Annotated in this window: 14 protein-coding genes; 1 reads left to right on the top strand and 13 read right to left on the bottom strand. The window is 42.5% G+C overall.

Annotated features, from left to right (window positions below; translation table 11 throughout):
* Window positions 1-168 precede the first annotated feature (168 nt).
* From SD449_RS18350 to SD449_RS18335, 4 genes are all read right to left on the bottom strand, one after another.
* A complete protein-coding gene (locus tag SD449_RS18350) occupies window positions 169-936 on the bottom strand; it encodes a 3-keto-disaccharide hydrolase (protein WP_318312669.1) in 768 nt (255 codons plus the stop codon).
* A gap of 289 nt (window positions 937-1225) precedes the next feature.
* Entirely contained in the window at window positions 1226-2986 is a 1761-nt protein-coding gene (locus tag SD449_RS18345) for a RagB/SusD family nutrient uptake outer membrane protein (protein WP_318312667.1), read from the bottom strand.
* Window positions 2987-2997: 11 nt separating this feature from the next.
* Window positions 2998-6510: a SusC/RagA family TonB-linked outer membrane protein gene (locus tag SD449_RS18340; RefSeq protein WP_318312665.1), complete on the bottom strand. Its 3513-nt coding sequence runs from the start codon at window positions 6508-6510 to the stop codon at window positions 2998-3000.
* A gap of 120 nt (window positions 6511-6630) precedes the next feature.
* Entirely contained in the window at window positions 6631-7794 is a 1164-nt protein-coding gene (locus SD449_RS18335) for a FecR family protein (protein ID WP_318312663.1), read from the bottom strand.
* 121 nt (window positions 7795-7915) lie between these two features.
* Between SD449_RS18335 and SD449_RS18330 the strand changes: the two genes are divergently transcribed.
* A complete protein-coding gene (locus SD449_RS18330; RefSeq protein ID WP_318312661.1) occupies window positions 7916-8530 on the top strand; it encodes an RNA polymerase sigma factor in 615 nt (204 codons plus the stop codon).
* Between the two features lie 169 nt (window positions 8531-8699).
* Here SD449_RS18330 and SD449_RS18325 read toward each other — a convergent pair whose 3' ends face one another.
* The 9 genes from SD449_RS18325 to cobA all read right to left on the bottom strand — a co-directional run bounded on the left by SD449_RS18325 (window position 8700) and on the right by cobA (window position 21107).
* Window positions 8700-10151, bottom strand: coding sequence for a rubredoxin (locus SD449_RS18325; protein WP_318312659.1), 1452 nt, complete (start codon window positions 10149-10151; stop codon window positions 8700-8702).
* Window positions 10152-10160: 9 nt separating this feature from the next.
* Window positions 10161-13694 (bottom strand): molybdopterin-dependent oxidoreductase, encoded by a 3534-nt coding sequence (locus SD449_RS18320; RefSeq protein WP_318312657.1) that lies wholly within the window; start codon window positions 13692-13694, stop codon window positions 10161-10163.
* Between the two features lie 137 nt (window positions 13695-13831).
* A complete protein-coding gene (locus tag SD449_RS18315) occupies window positions 13832-14518 on the bottom strand; it encodes a response regulator transcription factor (RefSeq protein WP_318312655.1) in 687 nt (228 codons plus the stop codon).
* 99 nt (window positions 14519-14617) lie between these two features.
* The gene (locus SD449_RS18310) at window positions 14618-15904 is read right to left on the bottom strand and encodes an alginate export family protein (protein ID WP_318312654.1); all 1287 of its coding nucleotides are present in this window, start codon (window positions 15902-15904) and stop codon (window positions 14618-14620) included.
* A 41-nt stretch (window positions 15905-15945) separates the two neighbouring features.
* A complete protein-coding gene (locus SD449_RS18305; protein ID WP_318312652.1) occupies window positions 15946-16773 on the bottom strand; it encodes an ABC transporter ATP-binding protein in 828 nt (275 codons plus the stop codon).
* 18 nt (window positions 16774-16791) lie between these two features.
* Entirely contained in the window at window positions 16792-17631 is an 840-nt protein-coding gene (locus tag SD449_RS18300) for an ABC transporter ATP-binding protein (protein ID WP_318312650.1), read from the bottom strand.
* 10 nt (window positions 17632-17641) lie between these two features.
* Entirely contained in the window at window positions 17642-18748 is a 1107-nt protein-coding gene (locus tag SD449_RS18295) for an ABC transporter permease (RefSeq protein WP_318312648.1), read from the bottom strand.
* 12 nt (window positions 18749-18760) lie between these two features.
* Window positions 18761-20149 carry a CmpA/NrtA family ABC transporter substrate-binding protein gene (locus SD449_RS18290; protein ID WP_318312647.1) on the bottom strand — a complete coding sequence of 463 codons (1389 nt, stop codon included), beginning with the start codon at window positions 20147-20149 and terminating at the stop codon, window positions 18761-18763.
* A gap of 196 nt (window positions 20150-20345) precedes the next feature.
* A complete protein-coding gene (cobA, locus tag SD449_RS18285) occupies window positions 20346-21107 on the bottom strand; it encodes a uroporphyrinogen-III C-methyltransferase (RefSeq protein ID WP_318312646.1) in 762 nt (253 codons plus the stop codon).

The following is a 21107-nucleotide window of genomic DNA, read 5'->3' as shown; positions in this document are numbered from 1 at the left end:
GATGAGACCGCCTTGAGATCCTCCATCCCCATGTTACCGACCCCGATGTGGGCCGTCCTGAGCTTATCTTTCGGAAATCCTGCCCTTAAAATGGATGGGGCAAACATAATGCCAAGAGCCCCTACACTGCTTTTCTTTAAAAATTCTCTTTTGTTCATGGTCTGGAGGTTATAGTTTTTTGATTTTTATGTTTCTGAACCAAATGGGGCTTGCGTGATCCTGCAGGGCAATGTAGCCCGTTTTGTATTTTCCATAATCAGGGGCGTTGTCCCATTTTCCCGATGCTTTCTTGGCGTTCCATTCTTCGGACCAGGGAACGAACTCCAACAGTTTTTTGCCATTGAGCCAGTGCTCCACCTTTTCGGGGGTGAACACGATTTTGGAGGAGTTCCATTCGCCCACGGGATTCAACTGCTTTTGTGATTCATCAGCCGTGTGCATGGCGTAATCGGCGCCCGTTTTCTGCCAGTCCTGGAGAAGTTCGGGATGCTCGGCACCGAACTGTGAGTTGTAGCCCGTCAAGTCGTGGATATCGGCGTAGTTCTCGTCATCGATGATCTGGTATTCCGGCGCCACTTCCGGTGGCCCGTCATAACCTTCCTTTACATGGTAAAAGATCCCGCTGTTGGCCCCTTTGGGAACCTTCCATTCCAGGTAGAGCTCGAAATTGTCGAACTCCTCGGCCCCGTAAACAATATCCTTTCCGCCGGTATAGTCCTGTTCCAGTCCCAGTTCGGTATCAAAAGTGAGTACGCTGTCCTTGATCGTCCAGCCGGGGGGCAGGGAGTCCATATTGTACCCGCGCCAGCCTTCCAGGGATGTACCATCAAAAAGATAGGTCCATTCGGATGCCGTTTCTTCGGTAGGAACCGATGCCGTTTCTTCTTTTTTGTTGGTCTGGTCCTTGCAAGCTGCAATGGTCAGTAATAAGGCCATTATTGATAGTATTAAAATGGAACCTCGTTGTATAGGGTTTAATCTCATTTGTTTATTATACTTTATGATTATGAAAATTTGTGTGGGCGGTAATCGCTAAGATTTAGACTCATTTATTGGAACCATTAAATAGAGCCTGTTATAACTGTGGAAAATGATGACCTAATCCCACGTTTCCTTTCATTTTGTTTGATGATTCAGCAACTATTTTAATATGAAGGCCATGGATCTACGTTCTGAAACATGTAGGTCCATAGCCTTGCTTTTTATTCAAATAAATATTCAGATCTTAATTTAGTGTAGGGTCAAAAGAGCCTCCCCAACCTTCATTCTGCTCCAATTGCGGATTTCTATTTATTACATCCGCTTGTATGGGAAAGAAATAGTAGTTATCCGGAAGCGTACTCTCTTTTACTCCTGACAGTGGCACCTGTAAAATTGAATATTTAAAATCTGACTCAACAAGTTCGTAGTCGTCGGCCAAACTCCGGGCTGTGCTTATGGCCATCTCACTACCCTCTTCGGTAATGGCAATCGCCTCCACTCCGTGTTTGGTGGCACCATCGAGCCGGTCTAACATTCTCAACCTTCTCAAATCCCAAAAACGATGTCCTTCAAAACAAAACTCAATATTTCTCTCGGCCAATATGGCCTCCCGGATTTCTTCCCTACTGCTTGCGGAAATCCCAAAATTACCATCGGCTCCTGCTTCAATTCCAGCTCTCTCCCTGATCTGTTTGAGAATATCCAAAGCAACGGCAGGATTACCAGTTTCATTGGCCGTTTCTGCATAATTGAGCATTACTTCTGCAAAACGCATCAGCACGTAATCCAAATCATATTGCTCCACTTCTGCCTGTGTGAGGCTCAAAAGGCTATTTTTCTGGATAAAGAACCCGGTATAGCGATCTAAATTGGTAGAGTTGGTATTTGCATTGGGATTGATTCCAAAATCATCCAGTTCATTGGCTATACCCAATGCGGTATATTGTCTTTTTCCCGTCTTCCCTGAAACCTCATAAATTTTGCCGTTCCATACGATGGACTTGTCAAATCTTGGGTCACGATTTTCCCAATAATTCTGAAGAAATTCCTCGTCCGTCATATTATAGGCACTTAAGGGGTCATTGTACAACCTTCCATCCTTCATAGGAAATTCTTTTACAAATTCCCATGTTGGACAAGCATTGGCGGGGCCTCTACTTTCCGAACCGGGACGTACCCCGCTATCCCAAGAGGCTGTCTTGTTTGGATAACTGTTTATAACGGAAAAAACCACTTCTTTGTTCCTTTCCTCCAAAGCTATGTTGGCATAGTCCTCCACCAATCCGTATCCGTACGCCAAAAGGGTCTCATACGCATTCTTGTTGACAGTGTGGGCTTCTGACCAATACGCATTGTCCCATGGTTGAGTAGGGTTAAATTGTGGGGAAGCTTTGTACAATAGCACCTTGGCCTTGAAAGCCAATGCAAAATTGGAGTCAATCTTTCCATATTCATCCGATCCTGTTCCAATACTTTCCGGTAATAGTTCCAGGGCCCTATCCAGATCTTCAATGATAAAATCAAAACATTCTTCTGTAGAGTTCCTAGGTACATAAAGATCATCTTCATATCTGTCTTGAGGTACCTTAATATAAGGCACACCACCATGATAGACGACCATATCAAAATATCTGTAAGCTCGCATGAAAAGCGCTTCGCCGGTAATTCTATCCTTGACCGGCTGTGGAAGTGTTCCACTTTCCACATCCAAAATCGCCTGGTTGATCAGCCTGATGGTGTAATAATCCCAATTTTTAAAATTCTCATTAGAAATGGTGATCCGGTCCGCATACCATTCTATACCGGCAAGTTGCTGACTCAACCTATCCGATCCCGCATTCCAATTACCGAACATTGGATATAAATTAACCATGTAGGCATTGGCCAGGTTTTCATCATTCCAGACAGATTCAGGGCTATAGTTGTTTAAATCCTCGATATCAAGGACATCGGAACAGCTTGCAAAAAAAACAAAAAGTCCAAGTATATATATTATTTTTTTCATATTCCTATCGATTAAAAATTAAAGTTCATTCCTAGCGCAAACGTCTTCATTACAGGGTAAGAATCGTAGTTCGCCTGTTCCGGGTCATGAAATTCATTTACCTCCGATATTGAAAAGAGGTTGGTTGCATTAAAGAAGATTTTTGCACTTGAAACGCCTATTGTATTCAATACTTGAGTGGGTAGGTTATACCCAAGGTTCAGGTTTTTGAGTCTTAGGTATGCACCATTATAAATCCAAAAAGAGGTAGCTCCGGTACCGGACTCATACCAACTGCTGCCCACTACCCGTGGATATTTGGCGTCTGGATTTTCGGGGGTCCAAACATCGCCAGCCCAAATGGGATAATATGGGCGAACACTGCCGCCGTATTGCCTCATTCCGGGACCTTCCTGGTTGCTGATGATACGATCGTATGCACTGACCCCTTGAAAATGGGAGTCCAATGTAAAATTCCCATACCTCAAGTTGATACCGAAACCATAATTGATTCTTGGGGCTGCTTTGGTGGAAAGTAATTGAAAGTCATTACCATCTATTTTACCGTCCGGTCCTGGAGAATAGCCGTCTCCTCGGATATCCTCAAAATAAAGACCGCCCAAATATGGATCCCTGCCAAACTGGGTAAGCCCTTGAGCCAACAGATCATCCAATTGCTCTTGGGTTCGGACGATTCCCAAAGACTTTAGCCCAAATATCCTGTTTAGGGGCTGCCCAATCCTTGATTCCGATTCCCGGAGGCCTCCTTCGCCAAAAATGGGGTCTTCGTCTATTTTATCCCACTGATCCTTGGCATATCCCATATTGGCATAGACCGTATAGTTGAATTTTCCGTTCTCTGAAAAATCTTGCCATTTAAGGGATATTTCACCTCCTCGCCATGACCTTTCTGCATAATTTTCCGGAGCTAGCGACTGTCCATAGTTATCTGGCAGCGTTACCAATCTAGAACCTAGGATGTCCGTTTCCTTTTTATAAAAGGCATCGAATGATCCACCAAGCTTATTGTCCAAAATGGAAAAATCCAACCCAACGTTGTAATTGGTCATGGTGGCCCAGGTTAAATTAGGGTTTGGTGTGGCCCCTGGACTGATACCGCGATAAAGGTCGTTGCCAAGAATATAACTGTTCCCATTTCCATAGGTGTTTCTAAAGGAGAACGGGGATATCCCACCGTTATTGACATCTAGATCATTACCTGTTGTACCGTATGATGCTCTTAGCTTAAGCTCATCCAACCAGTTTACCTTTTCCATAAAAGCTTCTTGCCCTATTCTCCAAGCGCCCGAAATGGAAGGGAAGAAACCCCAGCGTCCATTTTTTGGAAAAAGTGTATTCCCATCGTATCTAAAGGAGAATTCTGCGATATAGCGCTCATCAAAATTGTAGTTCAATCGACCTATCAAGGATTGTCTTGCGCCAATACCCTCATAGCCTGACCCATATCTTCTCTCGGAATCGGTAGAGTATACAAAGTCCTGATCGTATTGGGTAACAGGATCTTCTGCCTTTGCATACGAACCATAGTATCCGCTTTCCCCTTGTTCAAATACTGCCATGGCATCCACGCCATGCTTACCAAACGTGCGTTTGTAGTTGAGGAACCAGTTTACTTGATACTCCCATGCAGTATTGATATTATAACTTAAAAACTCTTGATTTTGGCTAAAAGTGAAGGTGCTTATCTTATTGGGGTCCGGAGGTGCAGGGATGAACCTGTTGCCATCTGGATCAGCTTGGGTAAAAATGTAATTGTGTTGATACGTCAAATAATGTTTGCGCAAATAATCCTCTGCCAAGTAACTACCCCTAAATTTGGTGGACAGACCGGGCACCATTTTATCCAAATCGATGTCCAATGAAACAATGGAACTAAGTTGTCTTCTTCTGGTTCTAATGTATCGATCGCCAACGATTTGATCGATAACGCTCCATGCCAACCAACTGCCCATTGGCGTCTGTACCGGATAGTCTGTAATATAATTGGCCGGGGTTCCATCGGCTTCCAAATAAAATGGATACGTTTTTGGCCAGTTGAAGGTTACCCTGTAAAGATCGGCAACGTCATAATCATCATCTCCGGAAAAAGGCCAATAAAATCTATTATGATTTTGCTGACTGGCCGCTAGATTAAGATCCAAGGTGATGCTGTTGGAAAGCTTGGCTGACATATTAGATCTAAGGTTGTACTTGGCATAATCCAGTCCTTTAAAGGAACCTTCTTCTTTGCGATAGCTGCCAAGGGCATAATAGGTCAAGGCCTTGCTCCCGCCATTTATGCTCATGGTATAATCCAGACTCGATGGATTTTGCCATATCATGTCATTTACGTTATAGCTCCTGTTTTTGAAATATTCAAACTCTGTTTCACCGTTTGGTGGGGCTGTACCCAAGAATTCGGCCACCCTGTTTTGGTAAATAAGTTCATCGGTTGCTGTGGTTTTATCCGATAGCAATTGTTGGGTAGGCATTGCAGATGCGTAAGTGGTCTGAAAACTAAAGATGGGTTTTTCGTTTTCACTTCCTGTTTTGGTGGTCACCAAAACTACACCGTTACCCGCTCTTGACCCATAAATGGAAGCCGTTGCCGCATCTTTTAGAAACGTCAATTGGTCCACTTCGTTGGCATTTAGTGCATCGAAGGCATCTTTGTCCCTTACGATACCATCGATAACATATAAAGGTTCCCCAAAACTACCCCGCATTCGAATGCTGGAAGATGCACCGGACAGGCCCGAAGTATTGGTGATGTTTACCCCTGGAGCACGTCCGGCCAAGGTATTGGATAAATTATTGGTGGGTATTTGGTTCAATTCCTGAGCTTTAACAGAAGTTACCGCCCCAGTTAGATTCACCTTCTTTTGGGTACCATATCCAACCACTACCACCTCATCCAATCCAGCGGCATTCTCCAGTAATTGTACCGCTATGTCCGTCTTTCCCTCCAAGGGTATTTCTTTGGTGGTAAACCCAAGGTAGGAAACGACCAGAATTGCGTTCGCATCGGACACGGTTATGGCGAAATTCCCATCAAAGTCGGACTGCGTACCATTGTCGGTCCCCTTTTCAATAATATTGGCTCCAGGCAGTGGCAGCCCCTCCCCATCGCTAACCTTACCCCTTATGAGCAGATCTTGCCGTATGCTGTAATCCAATGCAGTTGGCTTGATGATGATCGTTTTGGAAGCTGTAACTTCCATAACCACGGAAGCGCTCATCAAACTTTGCTCCAAGAGCTTGTTTACCCTTATTTTTCCTTTTTTAAGTTCCACTTTGGGCTTGCCCTTGAAGAGGTCCACTTGATAGATAAAATTATAGTCCGTCTGTTCCATGATCAGATCGAACACTTGATCTATCGTCAATTTTTGGTCCCTATCCACAACGATGGTTTCCTGTGACAATACTTCCATACCGTTCATTCCCATGACCATGGTACAGAAAAAAAGTAGATAGGCTTTCATAAATAGTAACAGGAATCTTTTCCCATAAGGAAAAAGTACACTTCCCTTTAGTTGGTTTTTCATAAATTTGGTTGCATTTAATTAATACTCGTTAGTTATTTGTACTGAGGGAAGGATTATCGTCGGTGAGATGTTGGTAATTCCGTCCCTCTTCTTTTTTATAGTGGATCCTGTAATGGTTGCTTACCTGATAACCACTTTATCTTTTTCTATGTCATAATTGTTGATGTATTTAGTGTTCTTGATCATTTCCAATATTTCTTCCAAAGGCTGGTTCTTGCTCAGGGTACCTTTGAACTCGATCTCTTCCATAGTCCTATTCTTGATTTCAATATCGATGTCGTACCAACGTGACAGCGTAATGGCAATTTCTCCCAGGTTTTTATTCTTGAACATAAAGAGCCCTCGGCGCCATGAGGTCTCAGCCAGCACATCGACCTGTCGGGTTTCAATCTTTCCAAGTTCCATATCTACTACGGATTGATCACTTGGCTCAAGCATGGTTTCGGTATCCTGATAAGTGACCGCAACCTTTCCTTCCACCAGAGTGGTGAGGAGGAGTGTTTCGTTCGCATAGGCCTTTATATTGAATTCGGTGCCCAAAACAGTAACTTTTTGGTGTTCTTGCTGCACTTCAAAGGCACTTCCTTGGTTTTCCGTTGCAGGGGAAACATCAAAGTAGGCTTCCCCATAAATCAATTCCACTACGCGGGTGTCACCTGGATGGAAACTGACAGGGTACTTCAACTTGGAGTCCGAGTTCAACCAAACCTTCGTACCATCGGAGAGGGTCATGGCAAATTGTTTCCCACGTGCCACAGTTATGGTATTGTACAATTCGTCAAACTTACTTTCATCATCTGCATAGACCACCTCTTCACCATTACTCGTCGCATAGGAGTTTTTATAGGAACTACCTTTTTTTAATTCCACCTCGGTTCCATCCTCCAAAGTCAGCGTAGCACCATCGGTACCTTGTTCAATAGTGATCTTCTTCACCAATTCTGGAGCCCCATTGTCCGATGGACCAACCCAATAGTATGTACCCAGCGCCAGTCCAATCAAAATGACAATCGATGCGGCCACTGCCCACCATTTTTGGTTTGACCAAAGTTTTGGTGTTCCCTGATGCGGGTTTTCATCCATTAATTCCAACAATGTATCAAAGGTTAAATTTCGATCTTGTTCCTCAAAGGACATGTGCAAGAGAAATTCCGCTTTAACGTAGGTGTTGAACACCTTTTTGTTTTCCGGATTTTCCAACCAGTCCAACAATGTTTTCCAATCTTCCTCGCTCAATGTTTTGTCGAGGAATTTATGTATCAATCGTTCTTCTTTTTCAGTCATTTTATTTTTATTGTGCATAGGTTAAACGGATACAATAGATAACATACTTAAAGATTACTTAATTTTTTTTTTACATTTAACCCGAGTCTATTTGTTTCTCACCCACAACCCCATTCCCAGTATGAATGAATATAATTGCGAAAAAAAATTAAGTCAGGGTATAATTGAAGGGGATGAAGCAGCGTTCAAAGCATTTTTTGAAAAATACAACCGTCCCCTTTTTGGCTATGTGGCGAGTATGACCAAAGACCATGAACAGGCCAAGGACATTGTACAAATGAGCTTTGTTTCCCTTTGGAAGAGAAGAAAAACATTTGAGCCCACCAATTTTAAGCCCTTGTTGTTCACCATGGCCAAAAACCTCTTTATCGATGAGTATAGAAGTACCATGAGCAGGGCCAATCTATATGCTGAACTCAGTTTTGACGCCATCCAGGACGAACCTGTAGACTATGAGCATACACAACAGCAGGTCTGTAAATTGAAAAAGGTCATTGAGACATTGCCAAAGCGTTGCCGCGACATCCTTATCATGACAAAAATCGAAGGGTTGACCCAGCAAGAAGTCGCTGACCACTTAGGTATTTCAGTTCGTACAGTGGAAGCCCAGATTAGAATTGCCTACACTAAAATAAGAGAGACCTTTGAGACCGAGGATTCCATTATTTTATTCGTACTCATGGGGGCATTGCATCAATTGTATCCCAATTCAATTGACATTGAGCGTCATAGATAGTGTTTGGGTTCTTTCCTTTTAACTGAGCCGCCCAAAAAATTTTTCATCAGAAAATCAATAAACAAGATAGGTTTAAGCTTCCCGCCAGTAGTGAATGTTGCTCCCTTTTTTCCCAAACAGTTGAATCCAATTCAGCAACTTATATATAATTCCAACATTATAGAGCAATTTAAAACTGATCTAAAACAATTTCAGTTTGAGCAAAAGTATCCTTTCCAGCACCACAAACGTTACACTCATAAGATTCTGGCAGGTCTTCAAATCTTGTTTTTGGGTCAATATTTGATTTTGGGTCGCCAATGACATCATCATATATCGTAAAACAATTTTGACATTGATGCACCTGATTTTTTATTATCTCACTCTTTCTGATGTTCGTAGTTTCTACTTCCTTTTCCTTTCCCAGTTCTTGAAAATACTTCTTACTCAACTCAATCAACAAATCCGGTAACTCCTTTTGATCAACCTCTTGTGCAAATGTTTGAATTTGTCTCGTATTGGGATCAAAATTTTTAAAATACCTGATATTATAGGTCGGTCTTGGATTTGGATTGAATTGCTCAACAGTTTTAGATAACGGGTTCTTCTCAATGACTATGGAAGACATATGTGTTTGTTTGCCCACCTCATTACTTATTCCGAAGGTAAGTCCATATGTACTAATGTCCTTTTGATCGAAACGCTGTGCCAAATATCTTTTCAAATCAAGCGCGTCACTATCATCCACTGGCAAATGCCAGTTCATCTCCAATTGCGAATGACGGACATTGATACCCCTTTCACCCAGAAAAAGTTCCAATGCCGTTCTACTCTTCTTCGGAATTCCCTTTACAATAAAGGATTTCCAAGGAGTAATGCATATTTTACCGATACTCTTGTCCAAACAAAAGCTACAGAATTCCTTCAAGAATTTGAGGTTGTACCTATTGTTTCGCCAATAAAGGCCCAACCAAAACTGGTCAAGGCCCATTCGATTTATTCCCTCATAATAAGGAAAGGTTTGATATGGGACAACAAGTTCCTTGTCCATAGTCTTGTTGTTGGTGGCTCCCAATGTACCGTTCAAGGCGGCAAATAACTGGTCTACATCTTTAATTTTATGATGTATTTTTTCCATCTCCCTACTTATGTCCGCAATGTCCCAACTGTACACCAGAACCGGATAATAAGCACTGGTTTTCCAATGGGGGAGGATTACGTTCATATACCAATAATCCTCATGTTCAGAAGCAATAAAATTTAGGTTTCCCCCAAAAATGGGAACCAAACGTTGCTTGGGGTCCGTTATATTGATTTTTAACTTGGGCAAAAAATCAAACTGTTCCAACAAGTACAGATATGTGGAGCCCTTGAGCCAATGTGTCGAATCAAAAATGTCGGCACATACATAGGAGCATACAATGTTTTGGATGGACCTATCAGAAACAATGTCCGCTGAATTGCCCAATATTTTCTCGAATTCTTCTTGATCAGTGTTGGTGGATGGACAAAGGATATCTTGCCTGGACCCAAAAAACACTTCGGATACTCCAGCAGTCTCCAAAAGGCCTATACTCTCCATAAGTTCTCCTGGTGAAGTTACCCCTCCCCTCACCAATATTCTGTGTAAATCATCGTTCATAGTTCCCATTTAAACAGTTGTGGCTTTTAATTGCGCATCGAGAATACCCTTGACCTCGGGTTTACAGCTGCCACAGCCAAGGCCCGCCCCGGTTTGGGCACATAGATTTTTAAAATCTGTGCATCCTGCGGCAATGGCTTCTTTGAGGTTTCCGTCCCCCACTTGACTGCAAGTACAGACCATTTGCCCTTTCAAGGGTTCTCTGTTTGAAGCTCCCCGTAATAACTCATTCCTTTTTTCAGAGAGTTCAACACCCTCTTCGATCAACCGCTTAAATTCGGCAAATTCGTTTTTATCCCCCATAAGGATGGCTCCTTTCAATGTATCATCCTTAACAATGCATTTCTTATAGAACCTTTGGCTTACATCCATCAAAATGATTTCCTCGTACGAAGCATCATTCTTGGGTGCATTCACCATTCCAATACTACATAGGTCAAGGTTTTCGAACTTTAGAATATTCATGAGTACGGAGCCTGAGTAGAAGCTTCCCAAATCTCCCAAAATATAATTGGCCGCAATATCCGCTTGTTGTTCCGCCGCGGATGTGATCCCAAAAAGTGAATTTTCAAATTCAGCAATTTCTCCCAAGGCAAAAATGGATTCGTCATTGGTCTTTAAATAAGGGTCCACTACTACGCCGCGTTTGGTTTTGAGTCCAGCTTCAACTGCCAAATTTATATTGGGCCGTGTTCCAATGGCATATACAATGGCATTGCAATTCAGTGTACTGCCTGTTTTTAGGTTGACCAATAATTTATTTGGTGACTCGGAATCTTCAAAAACCGTACTTACTTCATTATCAAAGAATAGTTGAATCCCTCTTTCCATAACATCTTCGGCCAACAATCTACTGGCAATCGGATCTAGTTGACGTTCCATGAGTCGGGGCGACCGTTGAATGATACTGATATTGACGTCTATTTTTTTTAGGGCTGCTGCCAATTCCAATCCCAATAATCCCCCTCCAATAATCACTACGTGTTGCTCATTTGTAGGTAGATTGGTGAGTGCCAAATAAGTTTTTAGTCGGTCGGCATCCCCACGTTCCCGCATGGTAAATCTACCTGGGAGATCTATCCGAACATCGTTGGGCACAAAGGCACGGCTACCAGTAGCCAGAATCAAAATATCATAATCGTATGTGGCTCCCAGATCGTCCGTAACTTGCTTTGTTTTCCTATTTATATTTTGGATTCCATTGTTTGGGTGAACGTCCAACTTCAATTTTTCCAATTCACCCTTCTTTAATTTTTGAAGGGCCCCCCATTCCAGATCATCGTTTACGTACTCTGGCAACAAAACCCGATTATAAAATGGATATTCTTCCTTGGAAAATACCTTGATTTCATCCGTCCTGTTTTTTTCACGGTAGGATTGCACAAATCGATATGCCGCTGCTCCTGCCCCTACCACCACAATTTTCTGAAATGGCTTTCTATATTTTTCCACCTGAACGGCACAGTATTTAAAATCGGGCTCCTTGGAAACCGGGTCAACCAAAGTACTGGTCAAATTATTGGCCCTACTAAAATCGTTGTTGAGTATTTTACCCCAGTGCATGGGCAAAAACACCACTCCTTCCCTAATATCATAATTGATTTTTAGCTTGACCCTTACACTTCCCCTTCTACTCCTTACGGTAACAACATCCCCCTCCTTAAAGCCCCTGACATAGGCATCAATTTGGTTCATCTCAAGGAAAGGTGTCGGGATATGAGTCAAAAGTCGCTTTACTTTACCCGTTTTCGTTCGAGTATGCCATTGATCGCGTACCCGTCCCGTATTTAAAATCAAGGGGAACTCAGGACTTGTCGTCTCCGATTTGTTATATAAATTTCTTGGTGCATTGAAATGCGCCTTTCCATCAGCTGTAAAATAGTTTTGGTCTTGAAACAACCTGGGAGTTCCTTTATGGTCAGGTGTTGGCACTGGCCATTGAAAGCTGCCCTCGTTCTTTAATCTGTCATAGGAAAGTCCTGAAATATCCATATCTGTTCCCTTGGTCATCAAGCAATATTCATCGTATACCTCGGAAGCATTTGAATAGTCAAATCCATGAAAGCCCATTTCTTGGGCAAAACGCCATAAAATTTCAACATCGGGCAGTGTCTCTCCTGGCGGATCGATAACTTTGGGCAAATAACTTATTCTTCGTTCGGAATTGGTCATGGTGCCCTCTTTCTCCAACCAACCCGCAGCGGGCAGGAGCAAATCCGCATATTTGGTGGTCTCGGAATTATGGGAAATATCCTGGACAATGACAAAGCTTGCCTTTTCGAGTGCCTTCTCAATTTTTTTGGCATTGGGCATGCTCACTACGGGGTTGGTACATACGATCCAAACAGCTTTCATTTTGCCCGATTCCAGCGCATCGAACATTTCGGTGGCCGTGTACCCAGGTTCTCCATGAATTTCCTTACTTCCCCAGAATTCCTGTACTTCTTTTCGATGTTTGGGATTGCCCAAATCGCGGTGAGCCGCCAACAAACTCGCCATACCCCCTACTTCCCTGCCTCCCATGGCATTGGGCTGTCCAGTTAACGAAAAAGGTCCTGACCCAGGTTTTCCAATTTGACCTGTAAGCAACGAAAGGTTTATAAGTGACGTATTTTTGTCCACACCGATTACACTCTGATTGAGCCCCATGGTCCACATACTAATAAACCCCTTCGCATTGGAAATCATTTTTGCAGCCATACGAATGTCATCGGGAGAAATTCCACATTTTTCAGCTGCTTGACGAATGGTAAGTTCAAAAGCGGTTTGCTTCACAGCTTCAAAATTGGAAGTGTGTTTTTGTATGAAGGATGTATCTATTTTCTTCTTTTCAATAAGCCATCTGGCCATGGCATTAAAAAGAATAACGTCGGTTCCTGGTAAAATTGGTAGGTGTAAATCTGCCAAGGCACAGGTTTGTGTTTTTCGAGGGTCCACCACTATGATTTTCACATTTGGATTTTCTTCCTTGTGCTTCTCTATCCTTCTAAACAAAATAGGGTGGCACCATGCCGGGTTTGCCCCCGCAATCAGAAAACAATCTGCTAATTCGATATCCTCATAAGAAATGGGGACCGCGTCGCTGCCAACCGTTTTCTTATATCCTACAACAGCAGAACTCATGCATAAACGGGAGTTGGTGTCAATATTATTGGTCCCCAAAAAACCCTTGGTCAACTTATTGGCCAAATAATACTCCTCGGTAAGACATTGTCCAGAAACATAAAATCCAACGCTATTGGGGCCGTGCCTATCCATAATACTCTTAAAAACGGCAGTCGCTCGTTTAAAGGCCATATCCCAGGTAACGCGTTGTCTGGGATGGTTTCGGCTCCATCGCATTTCGGGATAAAGGATTCTATCGGAAGTGTCCTGGGCCACATAGTTCAAGGTTTTCCCTTTGGTGCAAAGCATACCCTTGTTCACTGGATAATCCTCGTTGCCACTTACCGAAAGTATGCCTTTAGCGTCTTTTTTAACGGTAATGCCGCAACCCACTCCACAATAGGAACAGATAGTATCGAATGTATCCTTCTTTTGCATGTAAGGAGTTTTATATTCCTGAATTTCCTATAGTTAAAAATAGAAAAATACGTATAAATACGTAGTGTTAATTTGGCAAAAGTGAGGCTAAAAAATGAAGTATTGACAATAATAATCGGCCTGGGCTGAAGATATGTTTAGACCAAATTGAATTTCTGTGCTTTTTTGGATAGATCAATAAGGTTTTTGACCTCCATCTTCTTCATCAAGTTAAAACGATGGGTATCGATGGTACGCTTACTGTTATTGAGCTTTTCGGAGATTTCTTTGCTGGTATAGCCTGCCAAAACCAGTTCCAACACTTGCAATTCCCGGTTGGTGAGGTCGAACGGGTTTTCTTTGGCTTTTGATTCAACGGTGCCTTGGGAACTTTGAGTGGATTTGAACAGATTGTTTACCAAAACATTGGAAATATCACCGCTAAAATATTTACCGCCCTCGTGCACTACATGAATGGCCTTTACAAACTCTGCCTTTCCAGTATCTTTCAATAAATAACCGCTGGCCCCTGCCTGTACCGATTTAAGAATGTACTCTTCAGAATCGTGCATGGAAAGAATAATGCATTTGGTGCTTAAACCACCTTTCGCATTTAATCGTTCCACCGTTTCAATCCCCCCCAACTCTGGCATACGGATATCTATAATCAAAATATCGGGAGATTTATCCCCTACCATATCAATGGCATCCAGGCCATTGGCCACTTCACCGATCACATCGAGGTCTGGTTCTTCTTCCAACAATGCCCGAATACCATCCCTTACCAGGGAATGATCATCCGCTAAAACTATGGTAATGGCATCTTTTAATTGCGAATCTTCCATATCACAAAAATAGTCGAATTATTGAATTCCGTGAGTTTAAAAAAAGGGCCGCCCCATCTAAAATGGAACGGCCCTTAAACACTAACTAACTCTGTATTTTTAATCGACCTTGACCGTACTGAACAATTTTGGTTTTATAATAAGCATGGCCCATGCCCAGTTTTGGTTGCCAGCAGCAGTATCCTCGGCAACTCCTTTGAGTTCATACATTCCATCGGCCGCAAACATATGTGAATACCCAATTTTAAGGGAATACCCATTGAATCCTTGAGTGAAAACCAAATCAACCTCGGTTCCCAATGCATTTTCACCACTTGGCAGGTCTTGTTCGCCCTTAAAATTCAACACCTTGGCCAAAAGGCTGGATTTTTCTCCCAATTTGAAATTGGCACTGGCATGGATATCGAACAATCCAATGGAATTGGCGTGGTTGCCCACATAGAAATAATCCATAAAACCATTGAACTTGTGGTTGGTTCCATACAGTGGGAAAAATGCTCCCGTCTCTCCCGCTGTTTGTCCATCGTTTCCACTAATAATTTCAATTCCAGCACCCAACCCAATGGCGCTCGACGCTTTGTAGGTAGCATCCAATCCCAGCAAATAAGCGCCTTTTACATCCAACTCGCCTTGGCGCTCACCAGTTTGAAGAAATGCATTTGCCGCAAGTCCGAAATTGCCTTTATTGAAAGTAAGATAGGTTCCAAAAGTTTGTAGACTGCTCAACCCATCGGCATTGTCTTGATCATCAAAGTTTTGAAATCCATTGTTCATCAATACCAAACTAGCGCCAAAACTTTCCCATTTCTGCTTCAGATAAAGCATTTGCATGGTTTTGTAGCTAAAAAAACCCGTAGTGTTATAGGCATTCCCCACAGATTGATATCCCGTAGGGTCATCAAAATCTTGATTGTAGGCAAAAGCAAAATCCAAGATAAAGTTATCTTTTGCATATTTGATCAGTGCCGCATCGTGATTTCTGCCTTGTTGCGCCCAATCCAGGCCACCAAGAATTCGCTCATCATCATAGGAAAGTATTTGTCTACCCAATTTAGTGGACCAACCTGAACCCAAATTTAATACTGCCCAGGCTTCAAAAACGGCAAACGAATCGTTTTGGTCATCTGGTAAGATCTGGCGGTTCTCCCCCCAAACCAGCACATCTTGGATGCTTAAATAGAACTTGTATTTTTCAGTTTGATATGCCGCATTCAAACGCGCCCTTGTCGTAATTGCAAACCCAGGGTCTGCAGCATCGGGAATAAGACTTCCGAATCCATTTCTATATTCTGTTCTTGGTCTGAATTGACCATCCAAAGTAAATTGGGCTTCCGCTCCAAAAAGGCATAGCAATAGCATGCCAACGGTTAATATTAGCTTTTTCATTTTTGAGATTTGTTAAAGGTTATTCAGTCAGTTGGGAGACATCAATGCTCCAAAAAGTCAATAAGGTGTTTTCTGTATGTGTAGTAATCTTCGTGTTCCAATACCGATTTTCGCGTTCGGGGCCGTTCAAAATCAATGGAAAGTACATCTCCTATTTTGGCTCGAGGCCCGCTCGTCATCATCACAACACGGTCTGCTAAAAAAATAGCTTCGTCCACATCATGGGTAATCATTACCGCTGTGATTTTTTCCTTGTTCCAGATTTCAATCAATATATCCTGAAGTTCTCCTCGTGTAAGGGAATCCAACATTCCAAAAGGTTCGTCCAACAACAATACTTTGGGTTTTATGGCAAAAGCTCGGGCAATCCCGACCCGTTGCTGCATACCTTGGGATAGTTCATTGGCTTTTTTATGGAATGCGCCCTCCAAGCCGACTTTGTCCAAATAATACATGGCAATGTCCTTTCGTTGTGACTTACTGGCGTGAGGAAATACTTGATTCACTCCCAACATAACATTTTGCAAAGCCGTCATCCAAGGCATTAAACTGGGTGCTTGAAAAATCAATCCACGGTCTGGTCCTGGTCCTTTGATGGAATTTCCCAATACGGAAATCCTTCCTCCAGAAATAGGATTTAATCCTGCAATCATGGAAAGCATAGTGGTTTTTCCACATCCTGAATGACCGATGATGGTCACGAATTCTTCCTTTAAAATTTGAAGGTTCAAATGTTCCAGTACCACATAGTCACCTTTGGGGGTTGGATACACTTTTTTCAAGTTGTTCAAATCCAACATTACGCTATCCGATGGATAGGTAATCCCATTCTCGTGCCCTTGGGACTCTTTTTTTATATCTACTACCATTTGCTTCATTTTTAAAGGTTAGGCCACAAAGTTTTTAGGTGTCAATTCTGGTAATTCATACACTTTCTTGGAAGCTGATTTTCGTTCTTCCCCAATGCCCATCAAATATTCTATGATGGCATTTCTGGTCTTTTTATACTCCACGTTATCGTTGAGCTCGGTCTTATCCCTAGGTCTATCAAGACCGATGGTAAATTCGGGGCCCAAGGTCGCATTTGGCCCTGGCTTGAGTGGGATAATGCGGTCGGCCATGTAGATGCCTTCATCTACATCGTTCGTGATCAACAAAGCGGTACGTTTGTCCTTGCTCCAAATCTTTAGGATTTCATCTTGCAGATTACCACGGGTCAAAGCATCCAATGCACCCAATGGCTCATCCATGATGATCATTTCAGGATTCATCGCCAAAGCTCTGGCAACTGAAACCCGTTGACGCATTCCCCCAGAAAGCTCCTTTGGTCTTTTATTGATGGCTGGAGAAAGGTTCACCATAGCGACATATTCTTCGACCCTTGCATTTATTTCCTTTTTGTTGGCTTTTGGAAATGCTTCTTTCACAGCCATTTGTACATTTTGTCCCACGGTCAACCATGGCAACAAGGAATAATTCTGAAATATCACACCTCTTTCATGGCTGGTGTCCACAACAGGCTCGCCTTTAAAAAGCACTTCGCCACTGGTCGGCTTTAAAAGCCCGTTGATCAAGTTCACCAAAGTGGTCTTCCCACTTCCCGTAAAACCTACGATCGCCACAAACTCTCCTTCCTCAATGGACAAGTTGATGTTGGACAACACCTCGGTGGCGTTGGTACCACGACCATAGGTCATACTTACATTTTTAAGTTCCAGATATGCCATAGCTATTTATTTAAGCGGTTGCGTTTTTATTAAAGGATACCATACTTTGGACAGTCAACATGATTCGGTCCAACAAGAATCCAATGATACCAATGACGAACATGGCCACAATGATCTTTGAATTGGAGTCGATGGCGCCATTCTGAAATTCTTCCCAAACGAAAGACCCCAATCCTGGGCTTTGTGCCAATAGCTCAATGGCAATTAATACCATCCACGCCACGGAAAGCGTAATGCGCAATCCCGTAAAAATTAATGGCAATGATGATGGCAAAATCACTTTGAACACTTTTTGGATTGGCCCCAATTTGAGCACCTTCGCTACGTTGATGTAGTCCTTGTCCACTGTGGCAACACCCATAGCGGTATTGACCAAGGTGGCCCACATGGAGCATAATCCCACACTGATAAAAGAGATAATAAAAGCGCTATCGGAATCTGAATTCTTGGTCATCGTTTTTACGATCATAAAGACCAACAGCAGCCAAACCACTGGTGAAACTGGCTTAAAAATCTGAATCAACCAATTGAAAGAGCTACGCAAGGTGGTACTCAACCCAATAATAACTCCCACGGGAACGGCGATGATCAGAGCCAAAAGAAATCCAGCAAAAACCGTTTTTAAACTGGTAAATATTTGGTCAACGAAAGATGGTCTTCCGGTATAGGTTATGGGTGCTTTCCCCTCGGCTTCACGTGTGGCATTCAAGGCAGCAGTTTTAGCTTTAAATTCAGCCTTGTCCGCACTAATGGCCTTATGGTCTGCGATCAGCGTATTGAACGAAGTCCATACCTGAGCGGGTGATGGTAGGGTATTTGGCTGACAACTTATCGCCCCTGAAGCGATACATTCAACCATTTGGTCGGCAGCCTCTTGACCTTGATCCGTGAGTGCTTTTTGAATTTTATAATCCGCCTCAATATTGTAAAGTGCCTTTGCGCCAACGTGCCACAAACCAACGAACAATACAATCGAAGCCAATGGTATCAATACTTTCCTCACCAAATTCTTTCCATTCCATTTGGGCATGGCAGGCATCAATTTGATTACAAAACCCTTTACCACGGTGCCAAAATTCTCTTTTTCATCCTGAACTACTGTAACGCTATGCTTCATGGTTTTTTTGATTTATAGGGATGAATCATCCTCTTTGTTTCCAATTTTAAAACTGTTGATGTACCCAATGGGGTCTTTTGCATCATAGGTCTTGCCATCGATAAAATCGGTTGTTGCTGGCTTGTATCCATCCGTTGAAGGAATATCACCTGATGAAAGATGGCCTTCTGTAACCAAGGCTTCTGCAGCTTTTTTCCAGATATCGGGACGGTAAATATCCTTGATGGTCTCCTCGTACCATGCTGCTGGTTTTGGATCAGGAATCTGTCCCCACCTTCTCATTTGGGTCAAGAACCAAATGCCATCAGAATAGAAAGGGTAGGTTGCATTGTATTTAAAGAATACATTAAAGTCTGGCATGGCGCGTTTATCCCCTTTTTCAAATTCAAAGGTTCCTGTCATGGAATTCGCCAACACCACTTCATCTGCACCAACATATTGTGGCAGCGACAAAATTTTAACCGCTTCTGCCCTATTTCCAGGTTCATCCAACCATTTTCCCGCTCTGATCAATGCTTTGGTCACTGCAATGGCAGTGTTCGGATTTTCTTCCACGAACTTTTTGGTCATTACAAAAACTTTCTCGGGATTGTTCTTCCAGATATCATAATTGGTAGTCACGGGAACACCAATACCTTTAAAAACCGCTTGCTGGTTCCATGGTTCGCCTACACAATACCCATAAATGGTTCCTGCTTCCAGAGTTGCGGGCATTTGCGGTGGAGGTGTCACAGAAAGCAACACTTCCGCATCAATCTGGCCCTGAACATTATCGGCCGTATACAATCCTGGATGGATACCCGCGGCAGCCAACCAATACCGAATCTCATAGTTATGGGTTGATACAGGAAATACCATTCCCATTTTAAAGGGCTTTCCGCTATTTTTATATTCCGTGATAACAGGTTTTAATGCATCCGCTTTAATGGGATGTACTGGTTTTCCATCATCCCCAGTCGGGACATTTGGTTTCATTTTTGACCAAACATCATTGGAAACCGTTATCCCATTTCCGTTTAAATCCATGGAAAAAGGAGTTACCAATTCTGCCTGACGACCAAATCCTGCTCCCGCGGCTATCGGTTGACCTGCCAACATATGGGAACCATCCAATTGTCCGTCTATTACCCGGTCCAATACATTCTTCCAGTTGGACTGTGCCTCCACTGAAACAAAAAGTCCCTCATCTTCAAAAAATCCTTTTTCCTTAGCTATGGCCAAAGGAGCCATATCCGTCAATTTTATAAAACCAAAAGTCAATTGTGGTTTTTCAATTTCCAATGTTGGAGCTGTATCTATCACCTGGGCAATATCCCCCTCCTTTTTTTCTTTCTTTCCTCCACAGGCAAACAAGGCTACCATCAATAGAAGGCTAGTAAATTTTGAAATGTTTGTTTTCATAAAGCGGTACTTTTAAAATGGTTATCATAAACTATAAGGTAAAACTACGTATCATTTTTTAATTAACTAAGTATATTTACGTATTTATACTGATTTTTAATGAGATTTATGAAATTGGATTTTTGAAAAGGTACAAATTGAAGAATGCTAAAAATTTATAATCTATGATTTCGAAATCCTCGATCGAGAGTCGTTTTTAAAAAGTTGACTGCAGTACTCGTTGGATTTCATCCTGGTAAAAGAAGCTGTGATCGGCAACCACTTCACCTATAACTATAATTCCTGGCTTAGAGCAATCCAATTCCTTATATATATGTATTGCATCCGACAAGGTTCCCACTAGACAACTTTCTGAGGTCAAAGTGCCATTTTGAATTACAGCAAAGGGCGTGCTACCCTCTCTATATTTCATGGCGGAATCTGCTATTTCCTTTAGTTTACGCACACCCATCAATATGACCAAGGTTGCGGATGACTGTGCTGCCAACTCAAAATCTTTAGAAAACCCATGCTCTTTTGTAGTGGCCGTGAGCACCCAAAAACTACTACTGACCCCTCTTTTGGTTACGGGAATACCTTGACTTGCCGGAACAGCAATCGCACTGGTAATCCCAGGAACCACCTCAACTGGTAATCCGAAGGATTGCACATAATCAATCTCCTCAGAAGCCCTGCCGAATACAAACGGATCCCCTCCTTTTAATCGAACAACATGCCCATAGGTAAATGCACTTTCTACTATTAGGGTATTGATTTCATCTTGCGTATAGCTATGCTTAGCACATCTTTTACCTACGTATATTTTAGGAATATGATGTGGAATTTCACATAGCAATGCTTCATCGACCAATGCATCGTACAAAACCATATTTGCCGTCTTCAAAACTCGTAAACCCCTTACTGTTATTAGGTCTGAACTACCAGGTCCAGCACCTACCAAACTTACTCTCGCTTTCAT

Source organism: Flagellimonas crocea (assembly GCF_033441595.1).
In the GTDB taxonomy this organism is placed as follows: domain Bacteria; phylum Bacteroidota; class Bacteroidia; order Flavobacteriales; family Flavobacteriaceae; genus Flagellimonas; species Flagellimonas crocea.
This window is presented reverse-complemented; position numbering and strand designations above follow the sequence as displayed.

What these genes read in the sequence shown, in the direction of transcription:
- SD449_RS18290 (WP_318312647.1), bottom strand. Translation starts at nt 20,149, where the DNA reads ATGAAAACAAACATTTCAAAATTTACTAGCCTTCTATTGATGGTAGCC.
- SD449_RS18325 (WP_318312659.1), bottom strand. Translation starts at nt 10,151, where the DNA reads ATGAACGATGATTTACACAGAATATTGGTGAGGGGAGGGGTAACTTCA.
- SD449_RS18330 (WP_318312661.1), top strand. Translation starts at nt 7,916, where the DNA reads ATGAATGAATATAATTGCGAAAAAAAATTAAGTCAGGGTATAATTGAA.
- SD449_RS18350 (WP_318312669.1), bottom strand. Translation starts at nt 936, where the DNA reads ATGGCCTTATTACTGACCATTGCAGCTTGCAAGGACCAGACCAACAAA.
- SD449_RS18335 (WP_318312663.1), bottom strand. Translation starts at nt 7,794, where the DNA reads ATGACTGAAAAAGAAGAACGATTGATACATAAATTCCTCGACAAAACA.
- SD449_RS18300 (WP_318312650.1), bottom strand. Translation starts at nt 17,631, where the DNA reads ATGGCATATCTGGAACTTAAAAATGTAAGTATGACCTATGGTCGTGGT.
- SD449_RS18295 (WP_318312648.1), bottom strand. Translation starts at nt 18,748, where the DNA reads ATGAAGCATAGCGTTACAGTAGTTCAGGATGAAAAAGAGAATTTTGGC.
- cobA (WP_318312646.1), bottom strand. Translation starts at nt 21,107, where the DNA reads ATGAAAGCGAGAGTAAGTTTGGTAGGTGCTGGACCTGGTAGTTCAGAC.
- SD449_RS18320 (WP_318312657.1), bottom strand. Translation starts at nt 13,694, where the DNA reads ATGCAAAAGAAGGATACATTCGATACTATCTGTTCCTATTGTGGAGTG.
- SD449_RS18340 (WP_318312665.1), bottom strand. Translation starts at nt 6,510, where the DNA reads ATGAAAAACCAACTAAAGGGAAGTGTACTTTTTCCTTATGGGAAAAGA.
- SD449_RS18310 (WP_318312654.1), bottom strand. Translation starts at nt 15,904, where the DNA reads ATGAAAAAGCTAATATTAACCGTTGGCATGCTATTGCTATGCCTTTTT.
- SD449_RS18315 (WP_318312655.1), bottom strand. Translation starts at nt 14,518, where the DNA reads ATGGAAGATTCGCAATTAAAAGATGCCATTACCATAGTTTTAGCGGAT.
- SD449_RS18305 (WP_318312652.1), bottom strand. Translation starts at nt 16,773, where the DNA reads ATGGTAGTAGATATAAAAAAAGAGTCCCAAGGGCACGAGAATGGGATT.
- SD449_RS18345 (WP_318312667.1), bottom strand. Translation starts at nt 2,986, where the DNA reads ATGAAAAAAATAATATATATACTTGGACTTTTTGTTTTTTTTGCAAGC.